This window comes from Acidimicrobiia bacterium (assembly GCA_016650365.1).
GTDB lineage: Bacteria > Actinomycetota > Acidimicrobiia > Spongiisociales > JAENVV01 > JAENVV01.
This window is the reverse complement of record JAENVV010000081.1, coordinates 1-10762: the sequence shown is the minus strand read 5'-3', so window position 1 is coordinate 10762 and position 10762 is coordinate 1. Positions and strand designations below refer to the sequence as shown.

The window sequence follows — 10762 nt, the reverse complement described above, 5'->3', positions numbered from 1 at the left end:
CCTACGGGTGATCGGTGCGAAATATGGGGCGCCCGGTCCGCCTCCCAAACCTGCCCTCTCGCCTTTCAAGGCCTATGACCCGATTCTTCTTCTGGTCGTAAAAGCGGTTGTCATCGCCTACATGTGGATCGTGCACGGCGGCCCGGCACGGATTCCCGACCAGGAATGGCTCATCGCGATCGGCCGATTGTCCGGTTTGTATGCTGCCCTGGTTTCGCTGGTGGGTCTTGTGCTTATTTCGAGGACGCCGTGGCCAGAGCGACGCTATGGAATGGACAGGATGACCCACTTTCATCGGTACGTCGGGTTCACGGCTGCGGTTTTGATGGCTTCGCACGTTGTCGATCACGATCGGATATGCCAGGGACTCAAGCATTTCGATCTGGGCCCAGATAGTCGACTCCGCCCTTAACAGCGAGATCTCCAGGCTTGGTGATGGGCGACTGGACGTTGCCGGTGCATCGAACGACGTCCGACGGCTGTTGGCCCGCTGCGAGGAATTGGAATCGGCAACCGACCACCGATTCTCGACGGTCGTTCAGATCGGAGTCTTGCCGTCCTCGGTTCCGTCTTCTCGATCGACGGTTCTCACCATTTCGGCCAGGGCACTGGCATCGACGATACCGGTGTCGACGAGGAGGCGCTGTAGCGCCTTGACACCGAGTGCCAGTTCTCCAATCGCTTCTGCCAGGCGTTCGCCGTCAACCGAACCGCTCGTCGAGCGGATGGCAGCAGCTTCTTGACGGGCGGCCGCCAGTTCATCAATAACTTCCCACCGCTAGCTGGTTTGCTTCTGGCGAACCTGGTTGATCTGATCGTGCTGGTAAATGTCGAACATCCAGTTCAAAAGTCCCATGTTTCTGTCCTCCTGGTCCGCAGACTCCTCCCGGAGCAATTGGTTCCGGCTCCGACTCCGACCCGATCCGTCTTGGGCCTGTCGGGGTGTGAGGCGGGGAGCGGTCGTCCCTTTCACGAAACCCTGGACCACGGCGGGGCTGCTGTCAAGAAACCGACCTCGTTGACCTCACAAACGAGTGTGCACCACGTCGAATTATGCGGACTGTAAGCACACTCGATTTGGGGGACCGGTTCCCACCCGGACGAGTGTGCATCCACGTTGGGCTATGCGAATCGTATGCACACTCGTCCAAGGTAGGTGTCCCACACGAGGAGCGGATGGGAATCAGCGATCCATGTCCCATTCAACATGACGCGGACCCGTTTCGGGCTCTGTTCCACTCGGACGTCGGATACTCAGGCTCCTCGGGCGTTGTCGTTGCTCCAACGACCGTCACGCCTGGAAGATTCCGATCAGGTGATTGCCGCCCGGTTCATATGGGCCTCCGACTGCCACTCGTCGTCTGTGAGGACTGCGACGAGATGCTGGCTGGCATCCCAGATGTCAACATGGCGCACGTACAGGGGGGCCATTCCGAACCTGGCGATGTCCGGGTTGCGGAAATCACCGACGACCCCGCGGGCAACCAGGGCTTGAACCACTGCGTACGCGTCCGAATGGCGGAAGCTCACGTGACTGCCCCGCCGGTGCGGCTCTCGTGGAGTGACGACATCCACCCAGGGCACCGAATCGGCCAAGAGTTCCATGAACAAGGAGGTCAGTGAAAGAGATTTCGCATGGAGGTCGTCCAAGCTGATGCCATCGAAGACGTCAAGCGCCGCATCGAGAGCGGCCAGGGATAGGACATGCTGGGTCCCAACCCGGGCCCGGTGGATTCCGTCGTGCGGTTCGAAGGCCAGGGACATCTCAAACGGCCGGGCGTGGCCCCACCACCCGGTAATCGGATTTCCGAAGGAAGGTTGCCGGCCGGGAGAGACATATACATACGCGGACGCACCCGGGCCTCCGTTGAGATACTTGTAGCCACACCCGACCGCAAAATCGACAGCACAGTCAGCCAGGTTGACCGGTAGCGCACCTGCCGAATGGGCAAGATCCCAGATTGCAGCGGCTCCGGCGGCGTGTGCACGGGCAGTGATCTCGGCCATGTCGTGACGCTCTCCAGTCCGATAGTTCACCTCGGTCATCGCAACGAATGCGACATCGTCGCCGATGGGCGAGCCGTCGGTGGGGTCCCACATCCTGAGGGTCTTCTCGTGTTGGCGAGCCACCGCGTCGAGCACGTACACGTCGGTCGGAAAGTTGCCTTCATCGGTAAGGATCAGGCTGCGATCCGAGGCTCTCGCCGCAGAAGACGCAACCTTGAAGAGATTCACGGAGGTGCTGTCGCAGGCGATCACCGAGTCGGGTTCGGCTCCTATCAGGCGGCCAATCCGGTCACCGACCCGTTTGGGTAGATCGGCCCAACCGGCCGTATTCCACGACCCGATAAGGCCGTCACCCCACTCATCGACGATTACCTTCTGGAGACGGGCAGGTACGTGTTTGGGCAACGCACCTAACGAATTGCCGTCAAGGTAGATGACTCCCTCGGGAATACTGAATCGTTCCCGTAGGTGCCCAAGAGGATCACGGTCGTCAAGGTGGATGGCATCGGAGCGGCTGATCATGCCCCCAATGTAGAGGCCCGGTAGTCCTTTGTGCCGGTTCGGATCCGAGGTTCGGTAGCCTGGACGCCACCAGAGATCCGATCCGAACCCGGATCAGCCTTGGTCAGCACCCACCACGAGTAGTTCCTCGCATACCTGCTCGGCGGCCCGAGAATCGGGATTCTGGCGATCCAGGCCAGGGAAGATGTCGCCACTCGCCCCGGAAAAGTCGGGATCGGGCAGGTCGTAGTAGCCGTTGTCCCTGACACATTTGGCGAAGTTGACCAGTCGATCGTGAACCGCCGTGCGATCCTCGCCCCCGTGGCCGAGGGGTCGGCTACCGATGAAGTCGTCGCATACGTTATAGGCCGCCATCAACGAACCGTGGTCGCTGATCGTGTTCATAGGTGTCCCGATGGATGCGTTGCCGTTCGCGTCGATCGTGGGATCGCCGATGTCGATGCCCTCGGCGCGCATGCATTCAGAAAAATCAAGTAGCTCCAGTTCCTGGTCGACGATGGCCCCCAGCACCGTGCCGGCCGGATCGAGGGTATCGAGTGTGGCTACTTCCGGGGCTGGTTCCGCGTCTGCTTCGCACGCTATGACGGCTGGACCGAGCACGATCGCCGGTATCAAGAAGCGGTGCCTTATCGTTGTCAATCCGGCCATGGTTCAAGAGTATCCGTGTCTGGTCTCAGGACTGCCGATTCGATCCTCGACGACTGTCACACCGGGTAGCAGTTGAGGCCCAATTGAGCTCAGGTTAAGAAAACGGGCACCATTATGCTCGGCGCAAGCGCCAATCAGAGGGCTATTTATCCGGGTTAAGCGTCTACTCCCGATACCAAGCCGCCGCCTCTCCGAGTTGTTGGGCGACATGGTCGATCTTCGTTCGCCCATCTCGTCGGGCGACCGGCAGCGCGTGATCGGGTCCATGTTCCATGAAGGTGAGCGTGCCCGCGTCTTTGCGTGGAGGTTTGGAACGCTCATGGCGCTGTCGGTTTGTTTGGCCACATTCGGTCTCATTGCCGACTCGGCGGCGGTGATCATCGGCGCCATGGTGGTGGCCCCGCTGATGGGTCCGGTGTTGGGGGTGGCAGCGTCACTTGTGATGGGCTGGCCAAAACGAGGGGCCCGACAAGCAGTCATTGTTGTGTTGGGAGCGCTCGGAGCGATCGCCTTGGCCGTCCTCATTTCAGCAATTCTGCCCGGTGATCTCGACGGTCCCCCCCGAGAATTGTTGGCTAGAACAAAGCCGAACTTGCTTGATCTCGGCGTGGCCATGGCAGCTGGCGCCGTGGGCGCCTATACCCTGGTCCGGCGCGAAGCTGCGGAGGCGATGGCGGGGGCGGCCATCGCAGTTGCCTTGGTTCCCCCACTGGCCACGATTGGCATCGCTCTCGAGTCAGGGCGTCCGGATATGGCATTCGGCGCGACACTGGCGGTCACCGCCAACGTGGTCGGGGTGATCTTCAGCGGAGCTCTTACCTTTCTGTTCGGTGGTTTTGTGCCCGGTGTCACCCTGAAACTTGGGGTGGTACATGTATTGCGCGGGCTCCGTTGGGTGGTAGTGGCCGCTTTGCTTATGGTGTTTCCGCTCCAATGGGATGGTCCAGGGATTCTCTCACCACCCCCAGAAAGCGGCGACGTCGATAGGGTGGTGGAGGATTGGGCCGCGCTCGCACCCTTGCCGGTGGAGGTCATCAATGTGGTGGTAGAGGTGACTGACGGGAAAGCCAATGTGGGAGTGGTCGTTGCCAGCTCGGCAGAGCTTCCGAGCCTGGAACTCCTCGCAGACGAGCTTTCTGCCGAGCTTGATCGAGATGTGCGGGTGCAGCTTCAGCGAGTGTTGTCGGCGAACAGCGAAGCAACCGGAGTTGGTGGCTAGACAAGGCCCGCAATCGTGGCGGGCTTTTGACTCGGTTGAGACGACGCCTAATCCGGGATCAGCGTCGGTTCCGTACTACTGGAGAGTTTCCCCGCCAGGGAAGCACGAATCTGCCCCAGCCCTTCGGGGCCGGTTTTGTTTTCACGCCGCGGGCCACCGTCGTGGCTTCTCAGTAGCTGGCGAGTTCTTTTGCGGCAGCCACGATTCCACCAGTGTTCGGCAGCACCATGTCTTCTAGTGGTTCGGCGTACGGGAAGGTTGGCACCTCCGGAGCTGTGTAGCGCCGGATCGGTCCGTCGAGATGTTCGAACCCCTTGTCGGCGATCTGAGCTGCCAATTCCGCTCCGTATCCCATGAACCCGGTGTCTTCGTGCACGATGAGTGCCCGGCCCGTCTTCGCAATCGACGCTTCGATGGTCGGCCAGTCGAGTGGGCGCAGGCTGCGAAGGTCGATGACCTCTGCGGAGATCCCGTCCGCGAGGAGTTGTTCGGCCGCTTCTACAGCGAAGAAGGCCATGGCTCCGTAGGTCAGAATCGTTAGGTCAGTGCCGAGGGTCCGGAGTGCCGCCTTGCCCAGCGGGACCCGATGATCCCCCTCTGGGTACGGCCCCAAGGCCAGACGGTACAGTCGCTTCGGCTCCAGGAACAACACCGGGTCAGGGTCGTCTACGGCTGACATCAACAGGCCCTTCACGTCAGCCGGGGTTGACGGAACGACAACCTTGAGGCCTGGTACGTGGGTGTAGAACGCTTCGATCGATTGGCTGTGATAGAGCGCCCCGTGAATCCCGCCGCCAAACGGTGTGCGGATCACCATAGGTAGTGCCCACTGGCCGTTCGAGCGGTAGTGGACTTTGGAAACCTCCGACACGATCTGGTCGAACGCCGGGTGGATGTAGTCAGCGAACTGAATCTCGGGAATGGGGCGTTTCCCGGCGGCGGCCATCCCGACCGCCACACCGATGATGACGGATTCGGCCAGCGGACTGTTGAAGCAGCGCTCCTCGCCATATTTCTCCGTGATACCAATGGTCGCCTTGAATACTCCTCCTTTGAGGTTGGCCACATCCTCTCCGAACACGAGCGTGTTGTCGTGGACGGCCATCACATCGTGCAACGCACGGTTGACGGCTGTGATGAGGTTTACTGTCTCGCCGATCGGCGACTCTTCGATGGTCGTGACAGCCTCGGAGGGCACGATGGGATTGGCATACACATGGCTGTAAGGATCGGCGGGATCAGGTGATTCGGCAGCTTCGATAACCGCTGCGGCGATCGTCGCCTGGATGTCCTCTTCGATTTCGGCTTCAAGGACCTCAGGAAGCAATCGGCTTTCGATGAGATACTGTTTCAGGGTCTCCAACGGGTCTTTGCGCCTCCACACCTCGACTTCCTGGCGACTGCGATACAGGCGGTCGTCGTCATCGGAGGTATGTGCGGAATATCGGTAGGTATGTGCTTCGATGAGGGTGGTTCCCCCGCCCGAGCGCGCGAGACGTGCGGCTTCTTGAACCGCTCGATACACCTCGAGTGGGTCGTTTCCGTTGACATGAACACCGGTGATTCCATACCCGGCTGCCCGGCCCGCGATGCTCCCACCCACTTCCTCGGTGGATGGCACCGAGATGGCGTACTCGTTGTTTTCAATGATGACGACCATGGGGAGGGTCTGCACTCTGGCATAGTTCATCGCTTCGGCCCAGTCGCCCTCTGACGTCGAGCCTTCCCCTCCATAAACCACCACGATTCCTGGTCGCTCGTCGAGCTTCAGCGCATGGGCGATCCCGGCTGCGTGCGGGTATTGAGTGGCGATGGTCGAGGATTGTGTGAAGACACGTTTACTGACATCTGACCAGTGGTTTGGAAGTTGGCGTCCGGCAGACGTGACGTCGGCTTGTTTCGAAAAAACGGCGAGGAACATGTCGAGAGGTGTGAAACCCCAAGCGATCGCCACGCCCATGTCGCGGTAATAGGGGAGCAGCCAGTCGATCTCTTTGTCAAGCGCATGGGCCGACGCCACTTGAATGGCTTCGTGGCCGGCCGATGACACGACAAACGGGGCTCGTCCCTGACGATTGAGTGCGAACATCCGCTCGTCAATCCGTCTGGTCATCACGATGTCGCGGTAGATCGCCAGGATCTTGTCGTCGTCCATCCCGAGGTCGCGGTGATGCTCGGTCATCGTCGGGTAGCGCAGCGCAGCTTCCAAGGTCATCGTTCGACCTTGCTGCGACGTGGTGGGCAGTTGTGGTTTAACCGCCCGGAAATATCGCCCATGGTTGAGGCTCTTTCCCCTGTCGTCGTGGATTCAGACTAGGCAAGGAAATGGCGCCGTGGCGTCGTCCTGCCCGGGTATTGCGCACAAGCCGGCTGGAACCGATAGCATCGGGCCATGGTCAAGTCTGCTTACTTGCGAGTCTATGAGCCGGTGGACTCGGTCACGGTCGCAGTTGATCGGCTCCCGGTCGCCGACGAAGTTTCCGATGCCATCCACTGGAGTGAGTACGGACTCGTCGATGAGCCCCTTCGTGAGGACGCCTTGGAAGCCGATTGGAAAGGCCATCGATACCTCTGCCCGCGTCGACCCAAACTCCGTCTGCTCGAAGGGGTTCTGGCGTTCCACAATGCGTTCGTCGGCGGGGAAGTTCTGGTTCCCGAGACCATTGCGGCGACCGCGGCGGCCGAACTTCAACAATTGCGTGACCGCGAGCCAGAACAGAGGTCACACATTCTCACTTCACCGTGGCATGTCCCACTTCGCTGGTTCGTGGCGTTCACCCCCGAGGATCGTGAAATCGTGCAGCTCGAGGGGGCTGTTTCGATCCGCTACCGGACCGATCGGCGGAGCGCCACAAACCGGTTGTCCCAAGCGTTGGGCATACTCGAAGACATCGGAATGGATGATGGGGTGGTCGACAACGTTCGAGACTTCTCGGATTGGATCGAGAAGTTCTCGGAATCGGCTCTGGTTGAACTCGATTACGGGTCGGTGGCCGAACTGTTCGACGATGCCCAACTGGTATTCGACGAGAGTGCTGCTGAAATCTGGGAATCCATTGTCGCGCTCGGCGCCAAGGATTGGGAGCGTTCGGCACGAATGTACAACGAGGTTTCGGGTCGATGGAGCCACGCGGCTGCCGTTACCCACCTCAACTGACCCACACCGGGATCCACGATCGAATAGGCTCAGTACGCAGTGCCGTCTTTGAAGGAGGATTGAATTGTTGGGCAATCTCGTTTCCATGGTGGTTTGGGGTTTGATCGCTGGTGTTGTTGCCAGGGCGATCGTTCCTGGGAAAGACCAAATGAGCTGGTGGCAAACCACCCTGCTTGGGATCGCCGGTTCGTTTGTCGGCGGAACGTTGGGTGTTCTGTTTTCTGGACGGACGTTCTCGAACTTCGAGATGTCTGGCGTCATTGGCTCCATCATTGGAGCCGTGATTGCCTTGATTGCGCTTCGCATGTACAGGAAGAACAACAGCTGAGCGCCCGCTCGCTAGGTTTATGCCATGCGTGCATGGCTTCTCAATGACACAAACGGACCCGGTTCGTACCGGCTCGAATCAATAGATACCCCTGAACCCGGACCAGGTGAGGTCCGGGTTCAGTTGCGGGCTTCGGCTCTGAACCATCTCGATTTGTGGGTCTCTCGAGGGATGCCGGCGCCGCATCACTTTCCCCACATCGCCGGAGGGGATGGGGCCGGGGTGATTTCGGCGATTGGGCCCGGTGTCAGCACTGTGGCCATCGGTGACGAAGTGGTATTGAACCCGTCAGTGGCTTGCGGGAGCTGTCACGCATGTCTGTCGGGGGAGTCGCCGTACTGCAGCTCGTACGGCATCCTCGGTGAGCACTTGCCAGGAACGTTGGCAGACGAGGTAGTCGCTCCGGCGCGCAACGTCATTGCCAAGCCAGCCGGCTTGTCGTGGGAAGAGGCGGCCGCGTACGGCCTGGCGACCGGAACCGCCTATCGGATGTTACGCAGGTCCCGCCTATCGGCTGGCAATGTTCTTTTGATTGTGGGGATCGGCGGCGGCGTGGCGTCGATGGGTTTGCAGTTGGGTCTCGCCATGGGGGCCACCGTGTATGTGACGTCGCGTGATCAAGCGAAGATTGACCAAGCCGTCGCGTTGGGAGCCGCCGGCGGGTTCGACTCGTCTGGTGAGTTTTCCAAGGAGCTGAAGAAGACGGCCGGGAGAGCCGCCGATGTGGTTCTGGAGTCTGTCGGGCCCGCCACATTCAGCCAGTCGATGCGGTCGATGGAATCGGGCGGACGGATTGCCGTGTGCGGTGCGACGTCAGGCCCGAAAGTTGAGATCAGCATGCCGTACCTGTTCTTCAAACAGATCGAGATCATTGGGTCAACGATGTTCAATCACGCCGAGTTCCTGGCGGTCACCGAACTGGTGGGGTCGGGCCGGGTTCGGGTGATGGTTGATTCGGTCGTGCCGTTTGAAGATCTACCTGTCGCACTGGCCCGTTTGGACGCCGGCGAGCAACTCGGGAAGGTCGTCATCGGTCGATAGATTGAGCCCCGCCGATCGCGCGCCGATTCGCGCGTCGTATACTGGTGGCCGCCGTCGGGTTGATCTTGACGGCACTTCCGGAAGGGCTAACCTTCCGGCTCCAGAGTTGAGGTCGGTTCGCTGGCTGATACCCAAACGGGAGCGTGGTGAAGCCTGGAGTTCACGCCGGCCTGTCAAGCCGGAGGTCGCGGGTTCAAATCCCGTCGTTCCCGCCAAACGAGGCCCGGTTTCGGGCCTCGTCTGGATCGAAGCCATTGGCCTCGAGGATGGTCAGGTAGCTCAGTTGGTAGAGCGGCGGTCTGAAAAACCGTAGGTCGGCAGTTCAATTCTGCCCCTGACCACCAGTAAAACCCCAGGTCAGAGGGCTTTTCTTGCTCCTTATTGGGCGATGGGCGTTAGCCTCGAAACACCCAACCCTACGTCAGCCCTACGGGTCGATCTGAATGTCTGGTCGAGTCGATCACCCAATTCTTCGCCCTGAGTGGGATAGAGATGCGCATAGCGTTGAGTGGTAACGACGGATGAATGACCGAGCTGACGCTGAACCAAGGTGATTGGCGCCCCCTCCGCGATCATCAGAGACGCCGCTGTGTGTCGCATGTCGTGAATGCGGAGGTTCGTCGGAAGTCCTGCTTGGTTCAGCGTCGGTCGCCAGATTCGTTGCGTGAAGTTGGAGTTGCGAAGCGGAGTCTTCGTTGCCGTAGTGAACACCAGGGCGTCGGGGTCGGGCGCAACAGACTGGAGACGAACCTCAAGGTCGTCTCTGAGGAACGCTGGGATGTTGACCCATCTGTCGTGGCCCGACTTTGGGGACCCGAAACTGAGACCGCCCTTGATTTCCGCCATCGATTCCGCGATGTGCAATCTCTTCCCCAAGAGGTCAATCCGACGGCGTCGGAGAGCAACTGCCTCACCCCATCTAATCCCCGATATTCCCAGTGTCATGATCAGAGTTTCATATGGTTGTGGGGCTGCGTCAGACAAAGCAAGGAGCTGGTCAAGGCTCAGGAACTTCATCTCGCCGCTTACGGGTGATGGAATTGTCGATCTTACGGCGACGTTCGCTGCGGGATTTCTCGGTATGCGGTCAAACGCAGCCGCCATCCCTAGACAGCCATTTAGGACGTTGAACGCCTGCCGTACGCGGCTTGCGCTCAAGCCACTCAGTTTCAGGTTGGCGATCCAAACTGAAATCTCCTCAGGACGGATCGAGCTCAAGCTTCTAGGGCCGAACACTGGTAGTACGTGGTTGTCGAGCAGCGATCTGTAGCCTTCGAGGGTTTTCGGCTTCCGATCAGCCTTGGTGTTGAGCCATGATGCTGACCACTCGGCGAACGATATCTTTCCCGCGCGCGGGTCGGTGTACCGGCCCCGATCAACGTCGGTTGCGATACGTCTGGCGTATTGTTCGGCATCGATTTTGCGAAGGAACCACTTCTCGCGTGGCTTGCCGCTTGGGTCCCTGTAGTGAGCTACCCACCTGGCCTCGCCCGACTTCGTCTTCGCCTTACGTATTGATGCCATCAGTGTGTTCCCTTCTTCTCTATCGGCTCAGCCCCCAATGCGGCGATAGCTATCGCGTATTCGTCGGACGTGAGCTCTCCTTTATCCCGTTGCTTTCGGAGGCGGTCCCGTTGCCTGCGCTATGGGTTGAAGTCTGACCTACTCGACGGCTCCGCTCTTGACACTTGAGTGTGCACTAGACCTTATCGGCTCGGGTTCGTTCGCGACGGAGAGGTGGCTTGCCGAATCCTTCAAGCAGTCGTTGATCCATTGGTCGATGTCGCTTTTGCGGTAGCGGAGGTGGCGGCCGGCTCGGAAGCCGGGTGGTCCTTGGCGG

9 protein-coding genes and 2 tRNA genes are annotated in these 10762 nt (G+C 60.0%); 7 read left to right on the top strand and 4 right to left on the bottom strand.

What is annotated here, in order from left to right:
- Positions 1-412 (top strand): hypothetical protein (locus tag JJE47_04805; GenBank protein ID MBK5266733.1); only part of this gene is annotated, 412 nt, incomplete at its 5' end.
- A gap of 899 nt (positions 413-1311) precedes the next feature.
- Here the strand turns inward: JJE47_04805 and kynU are convergent.
- On the bottom strand, positions 1312-2529 hold the full coding sequence (kynU, locus tag JJE47_04800; GenBank protein MBK5266732.1) for a kynureninase: 1218 nt from the start codon (positions 2527-2529) through the stop codon (positions 1312-1314).
- Positions 2530-2622: 93 nt separating this feature from the next.
- Positions 2623-3177, bottom strand: coding sequence for a hypothetical protein (locus tag JJE47_04795; GenBank protein ID MBK5266731.1), 555 nt, complete (start codon positions 3175-3177; stop codon positions 2623-2625).
- Positions 3178-3385: 208 nt separating this feature from the next.
- On the opposite strand from JJE47_04795, the gene JJE47_04790 reads away from it, so the two are divergent.
- Positions 3386-4396 carry a DUF389 domain-containing protein gene (locus JJE47_04790; protein ID MBK5266730.1) on the top strand — a complete coding sequence of 337 codons (1011 nt, stop codon included), beginning with the start codon at positions 3386-3388 and terminating at the stop codon, positions 4394-4396.
- Between the two features lie 169 nt (positions 4397-4565).
- Here JJE47_04790 and JJE47_04785 read toward each other — a convergent pair whose 3' ends face one another.
- The gene (locus JJE47_04785) at positions 4566-6611 is read right to left on the bottom strand and encodes a dehydrogenase E1 component subunit alpha/beta (GenBank protein MBK5266729.1); all 2046 of its coding nucleotides are present in this window, start codon (positions 6609-6611) and stop codon (positions 4566-4568) included.
- Between the two features lie 177 nt (positions 6612-6788).
- Between JJE47_04785 and JJE47_04780 the strand changes: the two genes are divergently transcribed.
- The 5 genes from JJE47_04780 to JJE47_04760 all read left to right on the top strand — a co-directional run bounded on the left by JJE47_04780 (position 6789) and on the right by JJE47_04760 (position 9266).
- On the top strand, positions 6789-7553 hold the full coding sequence (locus JJE47_04780; protein ID MBK5266728.1) for a hypothetical protein: 765 nt from the start codon (positions 6789-6791) through the stop codon (positions 7551-7553).
- Positions 7554-7617: 64 nt separating this feature from the next.
- A complete protein-coding gene (locus JJE47_04775) occupies positions 7618-7881 on the top strand; it encodes a GlsB/YeaQ/YmgE family stress response membrane protein (GenBank protein MBK5266727.1) in 264 nt (87 codons plus the stop codon).
- Between the two features lie 24 nt (positions 7882-7905).
- The gene (locus tag JJE47_04770) at positions 7906-8922 is read left to right on the top strand and encodes a zinc-binding dehydrogenase (protein MBK5266726.1); all 1017 of its coding nucleotides are present in this window, start codon (positions 7906-7908) and stop codon (positions 8920-8922) included.
- A 137-nt stretch (positions 8923-9059) separates the two neighbouring features.
- Positions 9060-9137: transfer RNA gene (locus JJE47_04765), tRNA-Asp, on the top strand.
- Positions 9138-9190: 53 nt separating this feature from the next.
- Positions 9191-9266: transfer RNA gene (locus JJE47_04760), tRNA-Phe, on the top strand.
- Between the two features lie 34 nt (positions 9267-9300).
- Here JJE47_04760 and JJE47_04755 read toward each other — a convergent pair.
- Positions 9301-10446 (bottom strand): site-specific integrase, encoded by a 1146-nt coding sequence (locus JJE47_04755; GenBank protein ID MBK5266725.1) that lies wholly within the window; start codon positions 10444-10446, stop codon positions 9301-9303.
- Positions 10447-10762 lie beyond the last annotated feature (316 nt).

Coding starts and splice junctions, on each gene's coding strand:
- kynU (MBK5266732.1), bottom strand. CDS start 2,529: ATGATCAGCCGCTCCGATGCCATCCACCTTGACGACCGTGATCCTCTT.
- JJE47_04795 (MBK5266731.1), bottom strand. CDS start 3,177: ATGGCCGGATTGACAACGATAAGGCACCGCTTCTTGATACCGGCGATC.
- JJE47_04780 (MBK5266728.1), top strand. CDS start 6,789: ATGGTCAAGTCTGCTTACTTGCGAGTCTATGAGCCGGTGGACTCGGTC.
- JJE47_04755 (MBK5266725.1), bottom strand. CDS start 10,446: ATGGCATCAATACGTAAGGCGAAGACGAAGTCGGGCGAGGCCAGGTGG.
- JJE47_04790 (MBK5266730.1), top strand. CDS start 3,386: ATGGTCGATCTTCGTTCGCCCATCTCGTCGGGCGACCGGCAGCGCGTG.
- JJE47_04785 (MBK5266729.1), bottom strand. CDS start 6,611: ATGACCTTGGAAGCTGCGCTGCGCTACCCGACGATGACCGAGCATCAC.
- JJE47_04770 (MBK5266726.1), top strand. CDS start 7,906: ATGCGTGCATGGCTTCTCAATGACACAAACGGACCCGGTTCGTACCGG.